Origin of the sequence: Kiloniella sp. (assembly GCF_965205715.1) — a bacterium.
Classification (GTDB): Bacteria; Pseudomonadota; Alphaproteobacteria; order Kiloniellales; family Kiloniellaceae; genus Kiloniella.
Window position 1 is genome coordinate 1 of record NZ_CBDBHW010000005.1, and the last position, 23056, is coordinate 23056.

21 protein-coding genes, 1 tRNA gene and 1 riboswitch are annotated in these 23056 nt (G+C 45.3%); of the genes, 14 read left to right on the forward strand and 8 right to left on the reverse strand.

Annotation, left to right across the window (positions count from 1 at the left end; translation table 11 throughout):
• Positions 1-948, forward strand: a 948-nt coding sequence (locus tag ACOGW3_RS04240) for an iron-containing alcohol dehydrogenase (protein ID WP_419901830.1), incomplete at its 5' end; no start/stop codon positions are given.
• A gap of 40 nt (positions 949-988) precedes the next feature.
• Here the strand turns inward: ACOGW3_RS04240 and ACOGW3_RS04245 are convergent.
• The gene (locus tag ACOGW3_RS04245) at positions 989-1903 is read right to left on the reverse strand and encodes a LysR family transcriptional regulator (RefSeq protein ID WP_419901831.1); all 915 of its coding nucleotides are present in this window, start codon (positions 1901-1903) and stop codon (positions 989-991) included.
• Between the two features lie 199 nt (positions 1904-2102).
• Between ACOGW3_RS04245 and ACOGW3_RS04250 the strand changes: the two genes are divergently transcribed.
• From ACOGW3_RS04250 to ACOGW3_RS04275, 6 genes are all read left to right on the forward strand, one after another.
• Positions 2103-3731 (forward strand): GMC family oxidoreductase, encoded by a 1629-nt coding sequence (locus tag ACOGW3_RS04250; RefSeq protein WP_419901832.1) that lies wholly within the window; start codon positions 2103-2105, stop codon positions 3729-3731.
• A 319-nt stretch (positions 3732-4050) separates the two neighbouring features.
• Positions 4051-5118 carry a TRAP transporter substrate-binding protein gene (locus ACOGW3_RS04255; protein ID WP_419901833.1) on the forward strand — a complete coding sequence of 356 codons (1068 nt, stop codon included), beginning with the start codon at positions 4051-4053 and terminating at the stop codon, positions 5116-5118.
• A gap of 65 nt (positions 5119-5183) precedes the next feature.
• Entirely contained in the window at positions 5184-5813 is a 630-nt protein-coding gene (locus ACOGW3_RS04260; RefSeq protein ID WP_419901834.1) for a TRAP transporter small permease subunit, read from the forward strand.
• A gap of 2 nt (positions 5814-5815) precedes the next feature.
• Positions 5816-7183 (forward strand): TRAP transporter large permease, encoded by a 1368-nt coding sequence (locus ACOGW3_RS04265; RefSeq protein ID WP_419901835.1) that lies wholly within the window; start codon positions 5816-5818, stop codon positions 7181-7183.
• Positions 7184-7603: 420 nt separating this feature from the next.
• Positions 7604-8380 carry a substrate-binding periplasmic protein gene (locus ACOGW3_RS04270; protein ID WP_419901836.1) on the forward strand — a complete coding sequence of 259 codons (777 nt, stop codon included), beginning with the start codon at positions 7604-7606 and terminating at the stop codon, positions 8378-8380.
• The gene (locus ACOGW3_RS04275; RefSeq protein ID WP_419901837.1) at positions 8343-9758 is read left to right on the forward strand and encodes a sensor histidine kinase; all 1416 of its coding nucleotides are present in this window, start codon (positions 8343-8345) and stop codon (positions 9756-9758) included. The genes ACOGW3_RS04270 and ACOGW3_RS04275 overlap by 38 nt, the downstream gene beginning before the upstream one ends.
• 180 nt (positions 9759-9938) lie before the next feature.
• Here the strand turns inward: ACOGW3_RS04275 and ACOGW3_RS04280 are convergent.
• A tRNA-Val gene (locus ACOGW3_RS04280) sits at positions 9939-10013 on the reverse strand.
• 105 nt (positions 10014-10118) lie between these two features.
• Positions 10119-10487, reverse strand: a complete 369-nt coding sequence (locus ACOGW3_RS04285; protein WP_419901838.1) for a response regulator — start codon at positions 10485-10487, stop codon at positions 10119-10121.
• Positions 10488-10617: 130 nt separating this feature from the next.
• Here ACOGW3_RS04285 and ACOGW3_RS04290 point away from each other — a divergent pair, with 130 nt between their 5' ends.
• The 5 genes from ACOGW3_RS04290 to ACOGW3_RS04310 all read left to right on the forward strand — a co-directional run bounded on the left by ACOGW3_RS04290 (position 10618) and on the right by ACOGW3_RS04310 (position 15372).
• The gene (locus tag ACOGW3_RS04290) at positions 10618-11565 is read left to right on the forward strand and encodes an N-formylglutamate amidohydrolase (RefSeq protein WP_419901839.1); all 948 of its coding nucleotides are present in this window, start codon (positions 10618-10620) and stop codon (positions 11563-11565) included.
• Positions 11566-12028: 463 nt separating this feature from the next.
• On the forward strand, positions 12029-12202 hold the full coding sequence (locus ACOGW3_RS04295) for a hypothetical protein (protein WP_419901840.1): 174 nt from the start codon (positions 12029-12031) through the stop codon (positions 12200-12202).
• A gap of 91 nt (positions 12203-12293) precedes the next feature.
• Positions 12294-13169 carry a transglycosylase SLT domain-containing protein gene (locus ACOGW3_RS04300; protein ID WP_419901841.1) on the forward strand — a complete coding sequence of 292 codons (876 nt, stop codon included), beginning with the start codon at positions 12294-12296 and terminating at the stop codon, positions 13167-13169.
• Positions 13170-13299: 130 nt separating this feature from the next.
• Positions 13300-13504: riboswitch (cobalamin riboswitch) on the forward strand.
• Positions 13505-13539: 35 nt separating this feature from the next.
• Positions 13540-13881: a hypothetical protein gene (locus ACOGW3_RS04305; protein ID WP_419901842.1), complete on the forward strand. Its 342-nt coding sequence runs from the start codon at positions 13540-13542 to the stop codon at positions 13879-13881.
• A gap of 87 nt (positions 13882-13968) precedes the next feature.
• Positions 13969-15372 (forward strand): MATE family efflux transporter, encoded by a 1404-nt coding sequence (locus ACOGW3_RS04310; protein ID WP_419901843.1) that lies wholly within the window; start codon positions 13969-13971, stop codon positions 15370-15372.
• A 27-nt stretch (positions 15373-15399) separates the two neighbouring features.
• Here ACOGW3_RS04310 and ACOGW3_RS04315 read toward each other — a convergent pair whose 3' ends face one another.
• The 3 genes from ACOGW3_RS04315 to ACOGW3_RS04325 all read right to left on the reverse strand — a co-directional run bounded on the left by ACOGW3_RS04315 (position 15400) and on the right by ACOGW3_RS04325 (position 18550).
• A complete protein-coding gene (locus ACOGW3_RS04315; protein ID WP_419901844.1) occupies positions 15400-16959 on the reverse strand; it encodes a sensor histidine kinase in 1560 nt (519 codons plus the stop codon).
• A 19-nt stretch (positions 16960-16978) separates the two neighbouring features.
• Complete coding sequence (locus tag ACOGW3_RS04320; RefSeq protein ID WP_419901845.1) at positions 16979-17758, reverse strand: response regulator transcription factor; 780 nt, start codon at positions 17756-17758, stop codon at positions 16979-16981.
• A gap of 93 nt (positions 17759-17851) precedes the next feature.
• Positions 17852-18550 (reverse strand): hypothetical protein, encoded by a 699-nt coding sequence (locus ACOGW3_RS04325; RefSeq protein WP_419901846.1) that lies wholly within the window; start codon positions 18548-18550, stop codon positions 17852-17854.
• 610 nt (positions 18551-19160) lie between these two features.
• Here ACOGW3_RS04325 and ACOGW3_RS04330 point away from each other — a divergent pair.
• Entirely contained in the window at positions 19161-20288 is a 1128-nt protein-coding gene (locus ACOGW3_RS04330; RefSeq protein ID WP_419901847.1) for a glycosyltransferase family 4 protein, read from the forward strand.
• Between the two features lie 12 nt (positions 20289-20300).
• Positions 20301-21578 carry a 3-deoxy-D-manno-octulosonic acid transferase gene (locus ACOGW3_RS04335; RefSeq protein ID WP_419901848.1) on the forward strand — a complete coding sequence of 426 codons (1278 nt, stop codon included), beginning with the start codon at positions 20301-20303 and terminating at the stop codon, positions 21576-21578.
• A 2-nt stretch (positions 21579-21580) separates the two neighbouring features.
• Here ACOGW3_RS04335 and ACOGW3_RS04340 read toward each other — a convergent pair whose 3' ends face one another.
• Entirely contained in the window at positions 21581-22492 is a 912-nt protein-coding gene (locus ACOGW3_RS04340; RefSeq protein WP_419901849.1) for a polysaccharide deacetylase family protein, read from the reverse strand.
• A 46-nt stretch (positions 22493-22538) separates the two neighbouring features.
• Positions 22539-22982 (reverse strand): OmpA family protein, encoded by a 444-nt coding sequence (locus tag ACOGW3_RS04345; protein ID WP_419901850.1) that lies wholly within the window; start codon positions 22980-22982, stop codon positions 22539-22541.
• Positions 22983-23056 lie beyond the last annotated feature (74 nt).

The following is a 23056-nucleotide window of genomic DNA, read 5'->3' on the forward strand; positions in this document are numbered from 1 at the left end:
GAGAAGAGCCAGAAAATCATCCTTGAAGCCACAGAAGTTGCAATTGAATGTGGTGCAGAAGGTATTGTTGGTCTGGGCGGCGGCTCTTCCCTTGATGTCGCCAAGCTCGTCGCCTTGCTCGCTCCCGGTAGAGAAAAGCTGGAGCAAGTATATGGTGTAGGCAATGCGAAAGGCCCACGCCTGCCTTTGATCCTTGTACCCACCACTGCAGGGACAGGATCTGAGGTTACTCCGATTTCGATTGTAACAACGGGAACCAATGAAAAAATGGGCGTCGTTTCGCCCATACTTTTACCCGACATTGCACTCCTGGATCCAGAGCTAACACTCGGCTTGCCCGCACACATCACTGCTGCCACAGGCATCGATGCCATGGTCCATGCCATAGAAGCTTATGCCTCTGCCAACCCCAATAACAATCCAATCTCGCGAAATCTCGCAAAAGAGGCGTTACGCCTCATGGGAGCTTCCTTGGAGAAAGCCGTGCACAATGGTGCCGACATAGACGCGCGATCTGACATGCTTTTGGGATCCATGCTTGCGGGACAAGCCTTTGCCAACTCACCCGTGGCCGCAGTACACGCTTTGGCTTACCCTCTTGGCGGGCATTTTCACATACCACATGGGCTCTCAAATGCACTGGTTCTTCCCCATGTATTGGAGTTCAATACAAAAACCGCGCCTCAACCTTATGCTGAAATTGCCCCTTATGCCTTTCCTGAACTCACCAAATTAGAGGGGAAAGAGTGTGCGGAAGCCTTCTGCCAGTCTTTGGCTGCGCTTTCAGAGCGCTGTGGATTGCAACAAACTCTGCGCGAGATGAACATATCACAGGACTTTTTACCAAGGCTGGCAAGCGATGCGATGAACCAATCCAGACTGTTGGTCAACAACCCAAGAGAGCTTAGCGAAGCGGACATACTTTCGATCTACCAAGCCGCTTGGTAAGCTTTGCCCGCGTCGGAAAATATCGGGGTAATTCTGTAATTTAAATATTGTCTGGCATGAATAGAGACTGATTGTTTCGAGCCTGTGTCATAATCTTCTTTTCCAGCTTACGCACACTTGCCAAACGGCGAAGCTCCAACGGAGTTTGCAGCCAATAAGAACGTGTGAAGCTATACTCGCTCGTAAATACCGGAATCAAACGAGGGTCCTTACAGGCCATGTAATAGGCTAACACGCCAAAACCGCCTCCATTGGCAACAAACTGCTGTTGGGCATTAAAAGTTGAACTCTGGAACTGATTATTCAGATTACTTTTGATGTACTTGTTAAAGCTCAAATGCTCGGTATAGAGAATATCATCGACATAACTCGCAAAAGGGGCATTCAATATTTCATCGGCATTTGTCAGGTCGATATCATTGGCTTCAATAAATCTTTTGGACGAATAAAGATAGAGTTTATAGTCCGTAATCTTACGGCAGAAGATATTCTTATTCGCGGCTTCTTCGAAGGTTATGTATAGATCCACCTCTCTCTTGAGGAGATTGTGGGTCAGTGGAACCGGTAGTAGCTCAACTGTTAGACCTGAATTATCAATAAGAAACTCTGTTATCTGCTCTGCAAGAAAAGAGTTCCCAAAACCATCCGGAGCACCGATACGAATGTTTCCCGACAGAGATTGCCCCGACAACTGAGCGCGCTCTTTTGCAAGCTCTGATATATCTTCCATTTGTTGAGCGAGGGGCAAAAGATTCTCCCCCACGTCGGTTAGGTGGTAACCACTTTCATCTTGCTCAAACAGCTTCACTTCAAGCGCGTTCTCTAGCGCTGAAATTCGCCGCGCCACAGTGGTATGATTGACACCAAGCCGCTTGGCAGCAGTCAACAATCGTCCTTTATGTGCGACCTCAACAAAGTAACGAAGATCATTCCAATTTAATTTATCTGTTATCATATGTGCAAAATAGCACACTTAAATTCAAAAATGCACATTTTAATGATCATTAATAAGCATCACTGTCATGCGGTGAAATTGATCGTGCATCAAGTTGGCCAAATTAAACATCAATTATAAGCTGCCAATTTCAATCAAGCACGACATCAAAAAGAGTTTAGGGTTGGGGTTAATTGCTAAAAAGAACAAGTCAAAATCAATGAAGAATGATTCCCAAATTAAGAATCTTGGAACATTCGATTATGTAATCGTCGGAGCCGGCAGTGCGGGATGTGTTCTGGCCAATCGCCTGTCAGAAGACCCGAATATTAAAGTCGCCCTCCTCGAAGCTGGCGGCAAAGACAATTACATGTGGATACATATCCCTGTCGGCTACCTCCATTGTATGGGAAACCCTCGCACCGACTGGGGCTTTAAAACGGAGCCTGTTCCCGGGCTTGGCGGACGTTCCTTGAACTATCCACGCGGACGTGTTCTCGGCGGCTGCTCTTCAATCAATGGCATGATCTACATGCGAGGTCAGGCTCAGGATTATGACCAATGGCGTCAGTTCGGAAACCTGGGTTGGGGTTGGGATGATGTCCTCCCTTATTTTCTCAAGTCCGAAGATCAACAAGCAGTACCCGCAGATGACATGCATAGCGAAGGCGGGGAATGGCGGGTAGAAAAGCAACGCTTACAATGGGATATTCTCGAAGCTTTTCGTGATGCTGCAGAAGAAGCTGGTATCCCCGCAACCAACGACTTTAACAGAGGCGATAACGAGGGCTGTGGATACTTCCATGTGAACCAACGGCGGGGGTGGCGCTGGAACACGTCCAAAGGCTTCCTCAGACCGGTAAAAAATCGTCAAAACCTAACAGTCTTCACACATGCCCAAGTCAAAAAACTACGCATAGAAGAAGGCCGTGTGATCGGAGCCGACTTACATTTGGGAGATAAAGACGCCCGCATAAATGCAACAGGAGAAGTCATTCTTTCTGCTGGTGCAATTGGTTCACCACAAATTCTTCAGCTCTCAGGAGTAGGTGAAGGAGAAAGTCTGAGAAATAACGGGATTAGTCCGGCACATGAGCTAAAAGGCGTCGGGAGAAACCTTCAGGACCACTTACAACTGCGGTGCATTTACAAAGTTGACGGAATAGCAACCCTTAACGAACGCGCCAATAGCCTGCTTGGGCGTCTGGGTATCGGGCTTGAATACGCTTTATCGCGTAGCGGACCAATGTCTATGGCACCTTCCCAACTCGGCGCATTTGCCAAGACAAGCCCTGCCTTTGAAACTGCAAATGTAGAATTCCACGTTCAACCGTTATCTCTTGATAAATTTGGTGACCCACTGCACGACTTCCCGGCCTTTACAGCAAGCATTTGCAACTTGAGGCCAGAAAGTCGAGGGCACATCTGCATCAAAGGCCCAGATCCCTTTACCCATCCAGAAATTCAACCCAATTACCTCTCCACTCCGGGGGACCGGCAGGTCGCAGCAGATTCTATCCGGCTTGCCCGTAAAATTGCCTCCCAGCCCGCCTTACAAAAATATCACGCAGAAGAATATCTACCGGGCTCAACCGTCGACGGAGACGACGATTTGGCAAAAGCGGCAAGTAAAATTGGAACAACCATCTTCCACCCCGTAAGCACCTGCAAAATGGGATCGGATGACATGTCGGTTGTAGATGATCGCCTCCGAGTACACGGTCTTCGGGGACTTCGCGTCGCCGACGCATCGATTATGCCAACGATTACCAGCGGCAACACCAACTCCCCTGTAATCATGATTGCCGAAAAAGCCGCAGACATGATTAAAGCGGACAGAAATTTATAAGACCCACTCAAAATTGACCACAAAACTCAAACGAGAAAAGGAGCTTACAGAAACCAAACAAATAAAATCAGCACATAGGCTTGGGGCACTCATTCCTATTTGCTGAGTAAAGTAAGAGGGAAGCTGAACGGCGAAATGATACGATAGAAAAAAGAGAATTATCCAGACAGGATCAACCTGTTCTTGGCGTAACCATCATTCGTCACCTACCAAAACAGTCCCCTTCATCACTGAATACGTTAAGCAACCGCTCTGTTGCCGTTCATTTAGACAGAGCAGTAAGCGTAATTTATTTTTGAACCTCTAAGGGAGGCATCCTATGTCCAAGATTAAAAATTTACTCCTATCTGCAGCAATAGCTACGGCAGGATTTTCTACGCTCGGCACGGCCCAGGCCGACGATCTACGCTGGAAAATGCCTGTTGCATTCTCGACAAAACTTCCAGGCCTTGGGTCACCAGCTGCCTGGGTTGCTGATAAAATTACCACGGCCAGTGACGGCTCTTTGAAGATCAAAGTATATGAGCCCAAAGAACTACTTCCCCCTTTTGAAATATTACAGGCTGTATCCGATGGCAAAGTCAGCGCGGGCTATACCTGGATCGGATATGACCAGGGTAAAGTGCCTGCCCTTCCTCTATTTGCGGCAGTTCCATTTGGCCTGAAGCCCCCAGCATTTGCCGGCTGGTACCTTTATGGTGGTGGCGAGCAAATGCTACAGGAAGTTTATGCCAACAAAGGCTTTAACGTCCACGCGCAGCTTTGCGGCATCATCGGTCCAGAAACTGCAGGTTGGTACAAACAACCAATTACAAGCCTGGAAGACTACAAGGGTATGAAAATCCGCTTTGCAGGTCTTGGCGGCAAGGTCATCGAAAAACTTGGCGCTTCCGTGACCATGTTACCGGGTGGCGAACTGTTCCAGGCCTTGGAAAAGGGCACAATTGACGCAACCGAGTTCTCTATGCCGGCAATTGACCAGATCCTTGGTTTTAATCAGATCGTGAAAAATAACCTGTTTCCAGGTTGGCATCAGCCTTTCACAGCCCAGTACATGTTGATCAACGGCGACGAATGGAAGAGTACAACACCAGCTCAAAAAGCGTTGATTGAATCAACCTGTACAGCAGGTGTGCTTCGTGGCCTAGCTGAAGGCGAATACAAAAACGGTGCTGTTTTGACCAAACTAGCCGCTGAAGGTATCAACGTTGGCAAGATCCCAATGCCAATTTTGAAGCAGCTAAAAGGCATCACCAATGAAGTGCTTGCAGAAGAAGCTGCTGGCGATGCCGATTTCAAACGTGCATTGGAATCACAACAAGCCTTCCAGGCTGAATATGTGATCTGGGATGAGCATGCCTACCTGCCAACTGAGCTTATCAAGTAATTCATAAGCTTATAATACTGATAAAGTGTCGTGCGTAGACAGCGTGTGTATGGGAAAGAATTGACATGGAAGAAAAATTTCGGAAAACCGGGGGACACCCTCATAGTTTAACCGATATAGAGCATGAGATCATTCACCATACCGAGCTGCCTCGCACAGCACTTTCAGATAATCTTGACGCCCTGGTCAATCGAATAGGAATCCTGTTTTCCTGGTTATGGGTTATAACCGTAGGTGTCATTCTATATTCTGTTATCGCGCGGTACGTATTCTCCCAAGGTTCCGTGATGCTGGAAGAAGTTCAGTGGCATCTTGCGGGTGCGGCCTGGTTGGTCGGGCTTTCCTATACCCTGGTTCACGACGACCATGTACGGGTTGATGTCTTGCATGAACGGTTTTCACTTAAAACCCAGGCTTGGCTCGAACTTTTAGGCATTTTGCTCCTCTTAATGCCCTTCCTTGTCATCGCCCTATGGGAAGTTATCCCCTATGCCATGAGCTCTTTTGAGCAGGGAGAACGCTCCCAAGCTCCTGGCGGCCTCCCCATGAGATGGATTATGAAATTTTTCCTTCCCTTTTCAATGGGTTTATTAATCGTGGCAGCTAGTTCACGGCTATTAAAGGTAACGGCTTTGCTCTTCGGCTTTCCGCATCCAGTGAGTTCTAACGGCGGCACGCCTGAAGGGGAGAAATAAACATGGAGATTACAACAATCTTCGTCATCGGAATGTTTGCAACATTCGGATTTCTACTATTTAGCGGCTTCCCAGTTGCCTGGGTATTGGCTGGGACGGCCGTTATTTGGACCTTTATTGGTATCGTTTCTGTCGAACAGTTTGGCGCGGATCTTTGGTTTGACTGGGGAAGTTCAATTGGCCTCGTCCCGGAACGACTGTGGGGATTAGTCGGCAGTGAGACCCTGGTCGCCCTGCCCATGTTCATATTTATGGGCATTATGTTAGACCAATCTGGAGTTGCCGAACGTTTGATGACCAATATGGTAAAGTTATTTGGTGGCGTTAGAGGTGGCTATGCCGTAACTGTTATTGTAATCGGTGTCCTTCTTGCGGCGACCACAGGCATTATCGGCGCATCCGTTGTCCTCCTTGGTATGCTTTCTCTACCGATTATGATGCGCAGTGGCTATTCGAAAGAATTAGCAGTTGGCACCGCCTGCGCCACGGGCACGCTCGGCATACTTATTCCCCCTTCCATCATGCTTGTTTTGATGGCTGATCGCTTGGCAACACCAGAAGCTTCAGTTGGCGATCTTTTCATGGGCGCGTTCTTTCCGGGGATTATGCTCGGAGCAATGTATGTCACTTATGTATTGGTTTTAGCGTATCTAAAACCGTCCGTTGCGCCTGTTATGGAAGACCGAGCTAAGGTTGACTGGTCTGTCGCCTGGGACGTTGTAAAAGCCGTACTCCCAACGGCAGGACTTATCCTGCTCGTTCTTGGATCAATTTTTGCTGGAGTAGCAACCCCAACAGAAGCATCGGGTGTTGGTGCAGCAGGGGCAATGGCACTTGCCGCTGCAAACAAGCGCCTTAGTCTTAGCGTAATAAAAGACACGCTTTATTCCACCACAAAAACAGCGTCTTTCATCTTTGCCATTTTTGTCGGGGCAACCGCTTTTTCGGTTGTCTTGCGCGGTCTCGGCGGGGATGAGGTTATTGCTGACGCCCTTACCGGATTACCCTTTGGGCCTGATGGTGTCCTGATAACTATTCTGTTTATTGTATTTCTGCTGGGCTTTTTCCTCGATTGGGTAGAGATCACCTTGATCATCCTTCCTCTGGTTGCGCCAGTTGTTCAAGGACTTGGTTTTGATTTGGTTTGGTTTACCATTTTGTTTGCCGTCTGCCTGCAAACATCATTTCTCACCCCACCTGTCGGATTTGCCCTGTTCTACATTAAAGGTGTCTGCCCTCCCGAGATTAAAGTTACGCATATCTATAAAGGGGTCGCACCATTTATCCTGCTTCAAGTGCTTGGCCTTGGGCTTATATATTACTTCCCTCAAATAGTGACATGGTTGCCAAATATTGCCTACGGCAACTAACAAAACGAATAGAAACCCCTAAGTATCCACTTGGGGGTTTCTTTTTAGCTGAATTACCCGTTACCCATATTCCTTAAATATTGCCCTCGTTTGTCTTTCAACAAATGTCATGAAATAAACCATGTCGAGAAGGTTACTAAGTCGAGATCTCCTGTCTCCTAGATTTTCAAAATAGAAAATCGCCCCATGAGCTATAAACTATCCAAAAGATTCAATCCAGGTATTGAAAAATCTCCTGCACCCCGATATTCTCGAAAAGGCTTTATTTGCAAGATAGTTACACAATCAAACGGGGAAATATATTTAATGGATACTTAAGAGTGTTACTGTATATTAACTCTAATTTTTTTATGACTATCCAAAACGTTCTACATATTTAGTTCAGTCTGATTGGCAACATCTTCTCGAGGATAAGACATAATGCCCAGCTTTGATAATCATAGTAAAAGACGCTTCATCAACTTTGTACTTGCTCTCTTAGTTACCTCATTCTGGGTTTTAGCACCTCAGACATCTAATGCAGAGCCTATCGTTTTGGTTACAGGAGACTACCCCCCCTTTGATATGCAAAACTCTTCAGACGGAAAACGTGGTTTTGATGTCGAGGTTGCAGAAGCTGCATTCAAGGCTGTAGGTCTTGAGGCCCAGACGTCCTTCGTACCTTGGAAACGCGCAATGGTAATGATTGAGAAAGGTGAGGCAACCGCAGTCATAACCTGTGCCTACAGAGAGGAACGAGCCTCTTTTGCGATTTGGTCTGATCCCATCAGTGAAGCAAGTGTAACCTTTGTAATTCGTAAGGACCAAAAGGACTTATCTCTTGAAGGAGTTTCAAGTCTTCAGCAACATACCGTGGTCACAGTTAGTGATTATGCTACGGACAAAGAATTAACTGGCCTAGGCATTCCCCATGAAAAAGTTAACTCTATGAAAGAGGGCCTGTTGGTGGTCGCCAATGGTAACGCTGAGGTTTTTTACGTGGGAACCGAAGCTGCAAAATTTGTGGCTCAGGAAAACGGTTTGTCTTCAAAGTTAGATTTTCTTCCGGTTGCAGGTGCAAAAATAGTCCCGTTTCATATTTGCCTGAGTAAAGAGTGGCCCAACTACCAGCAAGTGAATGACCAGTTCAATGAAGGACTGAAAATCATTCGCCAGAATGGTGAGTTCGCACGAATACGGAGTAACTATGGGGGTTAGCACTCTTCGCAGTAAGTTACTTGCCGTTCAGATTATAGTCGTTTCTTTAGCATTAGTTCTGTTCTTTATCTTTATGGAATACAATCGATATCGGGTTCTCGAGGAAGAGTTATCCGAGCGATTTGAAAGTATTGCCGACAGTCTTGTTGCCCCAATTGCAAACAGTGTGTGGAATTACGACCTCCAAACCCTGCAAATTGCCCTCGCCCCCCTTAGTTATAATCCTGGTTTCGTTACCGCTTATATAAAGGACAACGATGGAGACGTATTAGCATCCTATGGCGAACAACAAAATCTAACCTCCCCTGACCACATTTCTATTCTTAAAACATTAGAGACTTTACGGTTTGGCAAAGTTAAAACCGTCGGAACACTTCAACTTATCTACAACAAATCTGTTAACAATGAGCAGATGCTCAAGCATCTGCTCATTGATGGTCTGATACTGTTAATCATTGCAGGAGTCCTGTTGTGGGTTACGACCTTCACTGTACAGCGGCTGATTGGTGTTCCTTTGCAGCGGTTAATCCTCTCCATTCAAGATGCAAAATCCAGTAACAAGCGTCAACAGGTCGACTGGTCTTCCAAGGATGAGATTGGCTATCTGGTACAGGCCTATAACGATTTGCAAAAAAAACAGATCGCCTATGAGAATGACCTGCAGAAGTCAAACAAGGCAAAGTCTGATTTTATCGCGAATATGAGTCATGAACTGCGCACCCCCTTAAATGCCATCATCGGTTTCTCACAAATGATGACCCATCAGACTTTTGGGGAACTTGGTGATAAACACTATGAGCAATATGCAATTGATATTGAAAAAAGTGGGCAACATTTGCTCGAGCTCATCAACGATATTCTTGATATCTCCAAAATTGAGGCGGGTCGATTTAAACTGAGAAAATCCAAAGTTGATCTCAACGGCCTGATCGAGAGTACGATCCAAATGGTGAAACCAGAATTGGGTGAAAAACAGATTGAAATAACCACAGACATAACGGCCAATCTGCCGCAATTAATGCTTGATCAAACGTCGATTAAACAGGTCTTACTCAACCTCTTGTCCAATTCCATTAAATTCACTCCTAACCATGGAGAAATTAAGATCAAGGCAGGCTATAGCAACCACAATCTAATGATATCAGTTGATGATACAGGCTGCGGTATTGCACATGAAGATCTAGAACGGGTACTGAAACCCTTCGAACAAGTTGGGGATGTTTATCACAAGGAAAGGGAAGGTACAGGCCTCGGCCTATCAATCTCCAACAAGATTATGGAACTTCATGGCGGCACTCTCGAAATAGAAAGCAGTCTAGGAGTAGGTACGACCGTTTCCGTTTACTTTCCCAAAAACCATCTGTCACAGGTTGCATAATCATTACGGTTGAGCCTTCGAACAAATTCAAAAGAATTTATACGTGCTCAACGACAGTGCTCTGAGCATCAAACAAAAAAACCATCATCGAAAAAATGATCTAGAATCTTCAGATCTAAATACCGAAATTATGCAGAGATGAATAAAAGAAAAACCCCAAGGTTTCCCTTGGGGTTTTCATGGTGGGCGCAGAAGGGTTTGAACCTACGACCCCTTCGATGTCACCGAAGTGCTCTACCGCTGAGCTATGCGCCCTCTACCCGGTGGGTTTCCCCGTCCGGTGAGAGGGAAATATCAAACTGTCAGATGTTTGACAAGCCCTTATAAAGAAGTTTTCGACAATAGTTATACTCTAATCCATTACCGCCTGGAACCGGACAGCACTTTATTTACCTGTAGGACCAATTCTTTGAGGTGAAATGGCTTCGACAACACAGCGACTTCACCAAAAGCTCCTTCAGCTTCGCTCAACACGACCCCGGAAAATCCGGTAATAAACATTACTTTAATTTCTGGTTGGAATTGCCGCGCAGTCTTTGCGAGATCAATACCGTTTTTTTCGGGCATGACAACATCTGTTAAAACCAAATCAAAACGATGAAAGGAAAGCGTTTCCTCAGCCTCGAGCCCATTTGCAGCAGAGATTACTTTATGCCCCGCACGCTCGAGGGCATGGTGCAGATAATACCTTAGGTTATCATCATCTTCCGCAAGCAATATATCAGCCATTACCCATCAGCTTTTCCAAACCAATATCTTTATGCAAAATTTTACAGTCCCTTATTGGGTTATACCAAAGACTATAGTAACCTTTCTTTATGGACGCAGCACCATGTGAATATTAACAATTAGAGAATTCATGACTTTAGATTTCAAAGAGATGATAGATAAACGTCCAGCAACTTCTGCCTCTATAAAGGAATCTCATGAAGATGGTGTGGTAAAAGAAACCGAATCTTATCGTCTTCATTTACCAAAAGAACACACCCTCCCTGTTGTGCTTTCCTCTCCTCATAGCGGAAATAACTACCCAACCTCTTTCGTTGAAGGTTCTCGGTTGGACAGCCACAATTTGAGGCGTTCTGAAGACAGCTTCGTAGATGAGCTTTTCCAAAATGCCCCTAAACTTGGCGCTCCTCTGCTCTGTGCCCTTTTCCCCAGGGCATTTGTCGATGCAAATAGAGAGCCCTTTGAGCTTGACCCTCATATGTTTGAGGATGAACTGCCGAGTTATGTGAATACAAACTCGCCGAGAGTAGCGGTTGGGCTTGGAACAATCGCCCGAAATGTAACCAGCGACACACAAATCTACAAAGACAAACTCACCTTTGCTGAAGCTAAAGAACGCATTGAAAAATATTATTGGCCCTATCACCAAACTTTGCGACAGCTCGTTGATGCGACAAAACGAAAATTCGGTTATTGCATTCTGATTGATTGTCATTCAATGCCGCACCTATCCACTCAAGCAACAAAAAACAATCCAAAGCCGCCTAAGGTCGATTTTGTTCTTGGTGATCGTTTTGGCAAATCCAGCTCAAGCGTGATCAGCAGGACATTGGAATCAATTCTTAAAGAAAATCACTACAGAGTGCTAAATAACAACCCCTATCCAGGCGGCTTTATTACAAAACATTATGGGGAACCGGCATTGGGGATCAACTGTCTTCAAATTGAAATTTCGCGCCATTTATATATGGATGAAGAAACAATTGAACAGCGCCCTGAAATAGGTTTGATAACATCCCTAATGGATCAAATTATCCGCGGGGTCGGGGCAATAGAATCATCATCGCTCGATTATTAAGTTTCCCTATCAAACCATAGCCACGAAGATGACTTTGCCCTTTATGGCTTAAACCTTACCCAATATTCCTTAAGAGTAACAAGCATATTGACAATCAAAATGGCAATAACTGCCTGCCGTTTTCTATTTGGTAATAAATATATCCCTAAAGACGACCTGTTAATATTTCTTTCACCTTAATCATTGCAATTCCACCTGACATTACGCTGCGATGTATAAAATTATTTTTAAGCCCGACACCTCACCCCCCCTACCATTCAGAAGAAAAACCATCTCGTCTTAAGCGTTTGTAATATGAGCAACAATTGTTCCTGCACTTAACGAAAACTCTGACAATTCCTATCTTAACAATTCTCTTCACCCCTCAAAAAGGGAGGGGGAAATATCATTTTAATATGCTGAAGACATTCCATTGGCCTTGATTTTGCAACACTCCAGTAAACCCAAAACCCAGGAGGAGAAAATGTTAGAATATGAGCACCGTCAGGATTTCCTCATCCGTAAGAATCATGAACCGGTAAAAATATTGGCCATCAAGGAAGGTGAAGCGACCAGTTACATCAATCGCGTAACACGACGCTTTCCCCAAGAAACATGGGAAATTCTTCCGCGAATGCTCCCGATCCAAACCGATTGAGAACATTATTCCCTATTCCGATTATGACAATGTCTATGCCTCACATCTTGGCATAGACATTGCTTAGGATAAGGACGGAGAGGAGAAGTTTATGTTACCCCGCAAATTAATACTGTCTATCAGCGCTGGTCTTTTGGCTATCACATTGACGAGTCAAAATGCACTATCCCTTGAATCTCAAGGTGATAGCGATATATGCGCGGGTATTATTACAAAAGTAGAAATGCGGAAAGTAATCCCGCTTCATCTTCTTCGTGCCATATCATTGGTTGAATCAGGAAAATGGGACAAAGACAAAGGTGCAAGAGTTGCCTGGCCCTGGACAGTAATGGCTGAAGGAAAAGGCAGATATCTCCCCTCTAAAGAAGCTGCAATCAACGAAGTCCGTATGTTGAAGGCAAAGGGCGTAAGAAATATCGATGTAGGCTGCATGCAGGTTAACCTACATCACCATGCCAAAGCTTTTAGCTCACTAGATGAGGCCTTTGATCCCTATAAAAATGTTGAATATGCCGGACAGTTTCTGGTTAATCTTCGTAAGAGATCCCCATCATGGACCTCTGCAGTTGGAAGATATCACTCTTACAACCAAGAATTCAGCACACCCTACAGACGTAAAGTTTTAAAGGCCTGGCGTGATGAAAAACACCGCCTAAATAAAGAAATGCGAGTGGCTGCCCTGAAAGCCAAGGCACAGAAAAAAGAGGCACAAAACACAATAAAAGCCCGAAAACCTGGTGCCATTCCAGTAACCAACATCAAGACCGAGATTAGCCCTGAGCTCATCAAAACGCTTCCCAAATCTAGCCCCAGAAAGAAGAGCTCAACTACGAAATTACATCCTCGGAGTGAAAGCAAAAATCTCGCTATAACGGACACGCAATCGCCTAAAACCGAGCCCCTCTCTATCGAGAATCGTTCGATTGCAACCCGGTTATTTTTCCAGGCAAAAAACCAAGAATCCTAAATCTATAAAACACGTTCGATCGCTTCAAGTATGACATATGCGACACTCTCTGGAGACAGATGAGCCCTTCCTCTTTTAATTTACTGCAATTTATATTCAGGCAATTGACACAATCCCTGTTCCTCAAGTAACGTTTCCTAAATCGCGAGGTTCCCCCTATGGGATGAAAAGGGAATTTGGTGACGTCCAAAAGACTGAATCCAAAGCTGCCCCCGCAACTGTAAATGGTTAGATACTGTCATGTTACCCACTGGTCTTACAGATAAGATCGGGAAGGATAGACAAGTATTGATGATCCATGAGCCAGGAGACCTGCCATCGCATTGTTCAACCACTAACCCGGGCGGGGTGCACCGGAGGAGATATAGCGATGCCGACTATTACTACTGACGTCAGTCTTTCTGATAAGTTTTCTCATTCCAAAATCAATGACGACCCTAAGTCCATTATCCACCAGATGGTGATGATGGATAGTCTTAAAATACCGCCAGCCGAAGATGCTATCCTGGCCTGGATACTAAGCCTTCCCAATGAGCTCGATCCTGCATTAGCAGCTAAACGTTTATTGAATAAATATGAAGACCTGGTTGCCAAGTCCAACGAAGGTGCCCATAGAACTCTCGGATTTTTAAGACAAACAGCAGAATATCCTCAAGAACGCTTGACGAATTGTCGTCGCAATTCCAGGAGCCGCCGGAGGTATCATAACTAACAGGTCCGACCTCTAAGACTAGATTTATCCAGAGGCTTTCCAACCACAAAAAGGCTTGTTGGCCAATCCTCTTTACTGAGAAAAAACATGTGGGGCCGCCCTTATTATTGGACTATAACAAGGACGGCACCCCGGTGTGGCAAGACACACTTTTTCTTTGAGACGATAGACCCAGCAGGCTTTTTTTTGACCAACCAATATAAACGCATCCTAACCCTTGCAACCCCTCTGATCATTTCAAATTTGACTGTCCCTCTACTAGGTGCAGTTGATACGGCGGTGATGGGACACCTGCCCGATCCTGCTTATATCGGTGGTGTTGCAGTAGGAAGCACAATTTTCAGCTTCTTGTTCTGGGGGTTTGGCTTTCTCAAAATGGGCACAGTCGGGTTTACCGCTCAGGCATTTGGCGCCGATAATAAAGATGAACAACAGGCATCCTTACTTCGCCCGATTGCGCTTTCCATTGTACTTGGGTTCTTATTAATACTCTTCCAAATCCCTTTACTAATGCTTTGTGTTGACTTGATTGACGGAAGTCCACAAGTGCGGGCTCTCTCATTAGATTATAGCTACATCAGGATTTGGAGCGCCCCGATCACCCTTGCAAATTACGCGGTTATCGGCTGGTTGATCGGCAAAGGAGAACCCAGACTAACCTTCATCCTGCAAATCATTATAAACACCGTAAATATCTTGTTAGATTTACTTTTTGTCATCGAGCTTGGCTGGGGAGTAGAGGGTGTTTCTCTGGCCACAGTAATTGCAGAGACCGTTGGCCTTCTCGCTGGCGTTTGGATAATTCTCAAACGGTCTAATTTCCTGAATCAAAATATCAATTGGACAAATGTATTCGAGGCGACCCATATCCGAGCCCTCTTTACTGTTAACAGAGACATCTTTATTCGCACACTGTGTCTGATATTCTCTTTTGCTTACTTCACGCGCATTGGGGCCGGGCTCGGCGACAATACCCTTGCCGCGAATGCGGTTCTAATGCACTTCCTATACTTCTCGTCATATGGGTTGGATGGCTTTGCTCATGCTGCCGAGATAACCACTGGCTACGCAAAGGGTAAAAAAGATAATCGCGAATTCAGAAGTGTCGTCAAAGCCAGTAGCTTTATGGCTCTACTTACTTCTGTCGCCTTTTCATTGATATTCTTTGCTGCCGGGAATGTAATTATCGGCCTGTTTACCGACATCGAGAGTGTAAAAGAAACCGCCCAAGCCTACCTTCTATGGGTTATCTTGTTGCCGATGGTTAGCGTCGGAAGCTTTCAACTCGATGGTATATTCATTGGTACCACACAGACCAAAGAACTTAGAAATGCCATGATCCAGTCTCTCATTATCTTCCTGGCCAGCACCTGGGTATTTGTACCTCTGTGGGGAAATAATGGTCTCTGGCTCTCTATGGCCATCTATATGGCTTCCAGAGGCCTTACTCTCTTAAGGTATTACCCTGCTCTCGCAAGATCTATTGGCTGAGAACCCTTCTGATGAACAGGTCTGGCCTTATTCGTTGTTCTGAGGAAGGGATACGATAATCGAAAGCCCACCGTCTTGACGGTTCTCAGCGCGAACATATCCACCGATAGCTTCCACATTGCGGCGGACGATCCAAAGTCCAATCCCCATGTGGCTACCTGGATTTATCTGCTCGTCTTTATCTTCGTTTGACTTACGTTGTCGATAAGAAACATAGCGTTCAAAAATTCGTTCAATCTCACTTTCGGGCACCCCAGGTCCCCGATCCCGAATTGCGAGTTCTGCCGTTTTCTTGCCGTTAATCAAGTCAACTGTCACAGTTGTTCCGCGAGGAGAAACCTCAAGGGCATTATCGATGATATTCTCTAAAATCGTCTCAAGCATATCCTCACCAGCGAGCACAGAAATCTCGTGATCAATTGTGCTTTGAAGGATAACCCCTTTTTCTGAAAAGCTTACGTTGTAAGCCTCCAGCATCCGCAACAATAGAGCGGACAGATTTATATTCTCCCGCGGAGGGTTGAGTAATTCCGCGGAAGTATGCTCAAGATGCCTCGCAGTTGAAACAAGGTTTTCCAGCCGATCAAGTGCCTCTTCGACAACCTGAAGGGCGCGTTGTGCCCGCTTATTTTCAGGTTCCACAGTTTTATTTAGAGGTTCCAGAGCCTGGCGTATAATGGCCAATGGCGTTTTAAATGCATGGGCATTGTCCTCTGCGGCTCGGCGAATGGAATCAGATGATTCGCGCAAGGTATGTGTCATGCGGTCAAATTCGTATGCCACAGGCTCAAGCTCGGGAACTTTGTTGCCAAAAGTAAAACTACTCTTTCCGACCCGTCCCTCTCGAATTCCCCGCGCAAGGTCACGGAATCTGGCGAGATCTCTCCATACTGTAAAAACGAGAATTGCCAGAATGAGAGCCATGCCAAGGTAGATAGCCGAGGCAATTTGAACTTCCAAGGTTTTCCAATAGGGTTGACCTATGGAAGAACCAAGAAATACCTGCGCCGACTGAGTAGCAATTACAGCCCAGCATCCGGCATCCGTCTGAATCGCGGTCATGGATGTCAGGAGTTCTTCCAACCCGCTGGGGCGCAAATGGCGTATCGCCATCGGGCGTTCGATCAAACAACTGGCCGTAAGATTATCGAAAACACCTTGCTCAACGAGCGTTTTTCTTTCCTTGCGGAGCTCATCTGGTGAAAGCCGCGGTTCTGAGGCAACGAAAAAAACGCCTTGTACCCCTTCTTCTCCGGCTGGGCGGAAGAGGACCTTTATCCCATTGCCCTTTGTCGCTATCCGCTCAATCTCTTCGGGCAAATCCAACAGAGAAGAGGGATCTGCTTTTTCCAACATCGGCCGAAGGCTTTCCGCCATAAGTCGCCCCTGTTCTCGTACAGCAGTCAGGACGATGTTTTGGCGATCAAGATCTGCCTGGCGAAACTCTTGATAAAGAAGTGCGGGTACAGCGAAAAAAACGAGCACCATAATAACGAACTTGGCAATAAGCGAATGTACCGCCCGATTAACGCGGGATCGCCTCGCCTTGTATTCATTCCCAGCCGTAACAGCACTTTGAGTTTTCACTTTATGACTTCCTGACTACTCAGGCTGTGCCCGACGGACCATCATTCCGCCAGCGATAACCAAACCCAGGATAGTTTTCAATGTGTTCAAAACTATCGTCAATTTCACGGAATTTTTTTCTAATTCGTTTAATAAAAGACCTTACATTTGCCTTGTAACCGTCTGTTCCATATCCGGCGACAAAGTCCTTACCGTGCACCAGATCATAAATCTGTCTGTAGCTAACATCATTACCAATACCCGTGGCTAAAAAGCATACAATGGCAAACTCGGTAAGTGTTAGGTCCAGCTGTTCACCTTTCCAGTATGCGCGCATAATATTTTCACGGATTTCAAGATCTCCAACCCGTGAAGAAAGTGGATCACTTACTTGCTTATCATTATCTTGCGTAGTTGAAGAGCCTTTTGTCCCTTCTGCGATCAGGCGTAATCTTTGTAAAATAATCGGCAAACGTCTGGATTTATCAATAAAATCTACCGCTCCCCAACGCAAAGCCGCTTCTTCATAAATCTCATCACTTAACATTGTGAGAAAGATAACCGGGTTATCCATCCTTGCCTCTCTTAAACGGCGAAGGACAGCAAGCCCATCAAGACCGGGCATCCGCCAATCAAGAAGGATTGGGTCTAAAGAGGGCTCATTCAACAGAAAGCTCAACACATCGGAACCGTTGTCAAAATCAATCACATCAAACCCTTCTTCGGAAAGGTTTAATCCGAGAGATTCACGAAAAAGATCATCATCATCAACCAGGATGACACGTGGGCTGGTTGTTTCAAGTACGGACGCTGCCATCATTCTCTTTCTCCTACGAGCACTATCTTTAATTCTTCCTACCGGTATTTCACTTAATCTTTAGAACACCAAACTTCGAGTACCTCACCTTTACCCTCAAGGTGAGGAGTTCGTTGGTATTACAGCTTTCATAGAAGCAGAATCATTCAATAATTTTTCATAACAAGCCTGAACTAACTTCTGCTCTAGTATATCGACATCAGCAGCCTCTGCCTCTTGGACGTCTGTGCCTAAAGGCTTCTCCACATCACCCAACACCTGCTCGGTACCATTTGCCTCGCCTTCAAGACCACTTTCATAGGCTAGAACCCGATAATCGCCAGCCTGATCCAGCTTTGGATAAAAGAAGACTTGTAAGCTACAGGAATCGATATCGTATCCCCATACTCTTGCTGGATAGACATCACGGATCCAAACGGGCTGCCCCAGTTGAGCCTTAACCTCGAGAAATGACATCCCCAAAAGCTGTTGCACCTCGGGATTTTCAATAAGAGCTGATTGCTCAACAGTTTCGGTGGGAGCTGCCTCAGTGTCTTCTGTAATCCGTTCCGGCATTTGGGGTATGTTATCAGGCTTCCATTTCGGCTTCGGGACATCAAGCTCAGCAGCTATTTCCGGCTCGTGTTTAGCGCCGCCTTGGGCAGCAATTTTTGGCTGATCAGGGGCACTTTTTATTACTGCATCTTCCTTATCCGCAAAAATACTTTCCGTTAATGGCAAGTAACTACAACCTGACAATAACAATATTGATGCGGAGAGCAGCAAATAACGTAAAGCCCCCTCAAACCTATTCATTACGTGAAAATATCCCGGCATAAATTGTTTCGTAGCGCAAGCGCTGACTATCCCTTAGCGACACAAACCTCTCAAGGCTTGTGTTTATTTTGTGTTCTGGGCTGCAACTCAGGAAAAATTAACTTATTTCCCCCTCGAAATTCACATGATTCGGAAGTGGCAAAGGTTAAGTTCCGAACAATAAGGGCAGCTACTCTGCTGAAACAGAACAATACACATTCCCAGTCAGGAACAATAATACGGTATCAATCAGTAATGGGTAGGGAAAAATGTAAAAACACGTTAACAAAATGTAAGTCTCCGAATACGTGTACTCGCTTATATATTTTGAAAAGTGAAACCAAGCGCATAGTAAATCCCAAAGCGCGATATTCTCTCGCATTACGCACGGAACAAAGACCTAATTCATTAGACAATTTAAATTCTTCACAAATTACTCAAAACAATAGAGTAAGACATCCTCTTCAAACATTGCATGCCCTGCAATAAGCGGGTATTGAAGTGCACGTTTTTCGCAGAAAATCCACTATTGCGTTTCCGTAAGCAGCCGACAACTATATGATGTCCAGCAAATGGGAATATACATCTAAGTCTAACCAGCAGGAACCGAATGAAAATCTGCCAAATTTGCGCTGTCGATTTCTCGCTCTATCACATGTTATTACCTTTAATGAAAGGTATGCGAGACGCAGGCCACGAAGTAGTTGGTGTGTGTAGCGACGGCCCGTTGGTTGAGAAAATCCGTGCTGAAGGGTTTCGCGTCGAAACAATAGAAATTGAGAGAAGTCTCAATATTTTCTCCCATATAAAGTCGTTTCAAAAACTGACACATTTTTTCAACGAAGAAAAATTTGATCTCGTACATACCCACACTCCTGTGGCATCTCTCATAGCTCGATTTGCTGCTCGTGTGGCAAAGGTGCCCCAAATCGCATACACCGCCCACGGCTTCTATTTTCATGAAAATATGCCAGCCCTAAAACGAAATATTTTTGTTGGGCTGGAATGGCTTGCTGGACGCTGTACTGACACCTTGTTTACCCAGGCAGAAGAAGATGCTGTTACCGCAAGAAAGCATAACCTTTGCAAAAACGGTACGATCGTAGCCATAGGCAACGGCATTGATATCAGCAAATTTTATCCCGCCTCACCAAAGTCTTATCGCAAAGCCCTGAGGACAGAGTTTGGGGCAAAGGATGATGAAACCATCATCCTTATGGTCGGCAGACTGGTTCGCGAAAAAGGTTATGTTGAACTCATTGAAGCGATGCGAAAGGTTGATGCAACCCTTTGGATAGTCGGGGATCGACTAGAAAGCGACCATGCTTCTGACATCAATGAAGCTATTGAACTCGCGCAAAACGACCCAAAACTTAAAAAACGAATTCGTTTTTTGGGCTATCGGCAGGATGTGAACCAAATCATGCGCGCCTCTGATATCTTTACGCTCCCCTCTCATAGAGAAGGCATGCCAAGATCTATCATTGAGGCAATGATGACCGGTCTCCCCGTAGTTGCCACAAACATCCGTGGGTCACGCGAAGAAGTTATCGATGGCAAAACAGGACTTCTAGTCCCTTTAAAATCACCAGACAAACTCGCAGATGCACTCTGCAAGCTGGTAAACAGCCCCAAATTACGTGATACCATGGGTGATGCGAGTAGGGAACGAGCTCTTGAGCTCTATGACGAACAGAAGGTTATTGCCAACCAACTCAAAATCCTTGCTCTCTCTTAAAAGGTGCAGGGAATGACCGCTTTTCTGACTAAATTTGCCTTGGGACTTTATGGTACTACAGCTACGGTTCTCTCACCGATCATTAAATACCATCTAAAAAAACGCCGTTTACGTGGCAAAGAGCATCCGGAACGTCACCCAGAGCGCTTGGGATACAGCTCACATCCACGGCCAAAGGGAAAATTGATTTGGATTCATGGCGCTTCCGTAGGTGAATCGCTGTCAATTCTTCCCCTCATCACAGAGCTTAACAGACAAAAACAAGATCTGCGGTTTCTGATCACGACTGGTACTACAACCTCTGCCGAGCTCATGGCCAAGCGATTACCAGATAATGCAATACATCAATTTGTGCCCATTGACGTCCCTGCAGCGGTGGAGCGTTTTTTATCCCACTGGTCTCCAAACCTCGGATTAATCGTAGAATCAGAACTTTGGCCACAACTGATATTTCGGACGAAAAAACACAAAATTCCCCTTCTTCTCATCAATGGGCGGATGTCGAAAAAATCTACCAAATCTTGGCAGAGGGCACCCTTTTTCATCAAAGATCTTTTAGGATCCTTTAAGCTGGTACTCGCCCAATCCAAACAAGATGCCCAGCATTTTCAGGAACTCGGTGCCACCAAGGTACTGGAAAGCGGAAATTTAAAATTTTTCGCAGAAAAACTTTCATACGACCCCACCGGTTTTGAAGAACTACGAAGTTTAACAAAGAACCGTCCTCTATGGTTTGCAAGCTCCACCCATAAAGGAGAAGAGCTTTATTTCGCGCAAATCCAGGAAAGATTAAAAGAGAAAATCCCTAACCTCCTATGTATTATTGCCCCGCGCCACCCCAACCGCAGCCAGGACATCGTAGAAGAACTCCAGTCGACCAATTTGGTATTTTCGACACGTAGCAAATCAGAAAACATCCCCCCCGAGATAGATCTGTATCTTGCAGATACTCTTGGTGAGCTTGGTCTTTTCTATGAGCTTGCTTCTGTTGTTGTCATGGGCGGCTCTTTTCTTAGGAGAGGCGGCCAAAACCTTCTAGAGCCAGCGCGACAGGACTGTGCAATTATCTGTGGCCCCGAGATGCAAAATTTTGAAGCTATATGCAATGAAATGGTCGAGGCTAAAGCCGTTATAAAATTAGAAAAAGTTGATCAGCTTGAAGCTCAACTGATACAGCTTCTAACGAGCGCAAATGAGCGAGACAACCTTGCAAAAACGGCCTCTGAATATGTGAACAACAAAGGCAAGGGACTTCACACTATAGCTACCCATGTATTAGAGCAGATTTAGAGCTACTCCTGATCAAGCAAAGCCGCCAATTCCTGAAACCTCTCAAGGGTAGAAGGCGCCATGTAACGTTCTAAAACATCTAACTCGGCACTGGCCTCTCTCTTATAGGGGGAATTAATTGCTTTACGGCTCATCGCAAGAGCTGAAATTCCTAGTTCGGTGAGAATTTTTTCAGTCGTAGTATTAACATCTGATGTCCCTCCAAACGGGGCCGCCAAAACGCGACTTAATCCAAGACCACTTTCCATGAGCCAAGATTGACAACGGCCAATTTCCTCGCGCTGCTCTTCTTCTGTTAATGAAGATAATACAAAATGAGAGTGGGTATGATTTCCATAGGTTATCAAAGGATGAGATATAAGTTTATCTTTTGTCGCTATGACCTGCCCAAGCTGAGTAGAAACGATCTCTGTAAGACCTTTATCCCTTAAATAGCTATCAACTGCCTCGCTAACGATCTGGCTATTAAGCCCTGGCTTTTTACTATCTTTATAAAACCGCTCTTGGCGCACCTTTGACACCCAAGGCATTCCTGAACAATAAGACAGGAAGCTACCAACAAGTTGATGAGTGATAAGATAGCGGATCTTGTCTCGCCAAAAGATCTCCCCTTCAAGTAACGAGCTATTCAAAAACACGGTCGCGGGAATAGCTTCGTCAATCAACCAGGGTAAAGCATCAGAAAAAACGGAAGAGTAAGCATCATCAAAAGTGATGACCGCAAGCCCCCTTCTAGTACTTGCCGCAGCGAAGTCATCGATAGTGACAATATCAAAATTCTCTCGTAGCCACATAATCTGCTGTCTAAAATTGTCAGGCACCACATTATGAATGCGGCTCTCCAAACCCGATGGAATGTCCTTGAATATCCCGTGGTAGAGTAAAACATGACCGCTAGAAAACGGGTTTGACAATCTCATAAACCTAACAATATCCGTACGCTATAAATCCCGTAGCCAACTACTCACTATAGGCTGATACTTCCACTCTGCGGTCTTCATCAACTTTATCAACGGTTCCCCAGAAAGAAAAACTCCCATACGCCTCACCTCGAAAAACGGTTTCTATTCGTTTTCCATATATTCCCTTTTTAATAAGGTAGCTCTTGGCACTTCCGGCCCTTTTCAGGGAAAGTTTTTTGTTGGCTTCGGGATCGCCCTCTTTATCAGCTTGACCCACAGCACAAATTTTAAGTGAGGGATTACCAGTTACGACCTCAACCATATCATCCATTTTTTTCTTAGCATCAGCAGTTAATGCCGATTTTCCACTATCAAAATAAATGACCTTTTTGACGATGGGAGACAGATCAAGAATCTTAGTACAATCGATCGGGCTGGCTGCAAGGTTCGTTGTGTATAAAGAGAACACGGCAGTATACATAACAGTTGTGAATTTTAACATGGTCAACTCCCCAAAAGAATAATGATCCTGCTAAACAAAGGTTTAATATATCTACTGTGGCTCTTCTCCGCTTT

Bases quoted from the DNA above. Each gene is read 5' to 3' on its own strand.
- ACOGW3_RS04245 (WP_419901831.1), bottom strand. From the start codon at position 1,903: ATGATAACAGATAAATTAAATTGGAATGATCTTCGTTACTTTGTTGAG.
- ACOGW3_RS04250 (WP_419901832.1), top strand. From the start codon at position 2,103: ATGAAGAATGATTCCCAAATTAAGAATCTTGGAACATTCGATTATGTA.
- ACOGW3_RS04255 (WP_419901833.1), top strand. From the start codon at position 4,051: ATGTCCAAGATTAAAAATTTACTCCTATCTGCAGCAATAGCTACGGCA.
- ACOGW3_RS04260 (WP_419901834.1), top strand. From the start codon at position 5,184: ATGGAAGAAAAATTTCGGAAAACCGGGGGACACCCTCATAGTTTAACC.
- ACOGW3_RS04265 (WP_419901835.1), top strand. From the start codon at position 5,816: ATGGAGATTACAACAATCTTCGTCATCGGAATGTTTGCAACATTCGGA.
- ACOGW3_RS04270 (WP_419901836.1), top strand. From the start codon at position 7,604: ATGCCCAGCTTTGATAATCATAGTAAAAGACGCTTCATCAACTTTGTA.
- ACOGW3_RS04285 (WP_419901838.1), bottom strand. From the start codon at position 10,487: ATGGCTGATATATTGCTTGCGGAAGATGATGATAACCTAAGGTATTAT.
- ACOGW3_RS04290 (WP_419901839.1), top strand. From the start codon at position 10,618: ATGACTTTAGATTTCAAAGAGATGATAGATAAACGTCCAGCAACTTCT.
- ACOGW3_RS04295 (WP_419901840.1), top strand. From the start codon at position 12,029: ATGTTAGAATATGAGCACCGTCAGGATTTCCTCATCCGTAAGAATCAT.
- ACOGW3_RS04300 (WP_419901841.1), top strand. From the start codon at position 12,294: ATGTTACCCCGCAAATTAATACTGTCTATCAGCGCTGGTCTTTTGGCT.
- ACOGW3_RS04305 (WP_419901842.1), top strand. From the start codon at position 13,540: ATGCCGACTATTACTACTGACGTCAGTCTTTCTGATAAGTTTTCTCAT.
- ACOGW3_RS04310 (WP_419901843.1), top strand. From the start codon at position 13,969: ATGTGGGGCCGCCCTTATTATTGGACTATAACAAGGACGGCACCCCGG.
- ACOGW3_RS04320 (WP_419901845.1), bottom strand. From the start codon at position 17,758: ATGATGGCAGCGTCCGTACTTGAAACAACCAGCCCACGTGTCATCCTG.
- ACOGW3_RS04325 (WP_419901846.1), bottom strand. From the start codon at position 18,550: ATGAATAGGTTTGAGGGGGCTTTACGTTATTTGCTGCTCTCCGCATCA.
- ACOGW3_RS04330 (WP_419901847.1), top strand. From the start codon at position 19,161: ATGAAAATCTGCCAAATTTGCGCTGTCGATTTCTCGCTCTATCACATG.
- ACOGW3_RS04335 (WP_419901848.1), top strand. From the start codon at position 20,301: ATGACCGCTTTTCTGACTAAATTTGCCTTGGGACTTTATGGTACTACA.
- ACOGW3_RS04345 (WP_419901850.1), bottom strand. From the start codon at position 22,982: ATGTTAAAATTCACAACTGTTATGTATACTGCCGTGTTCTCTTTATAC.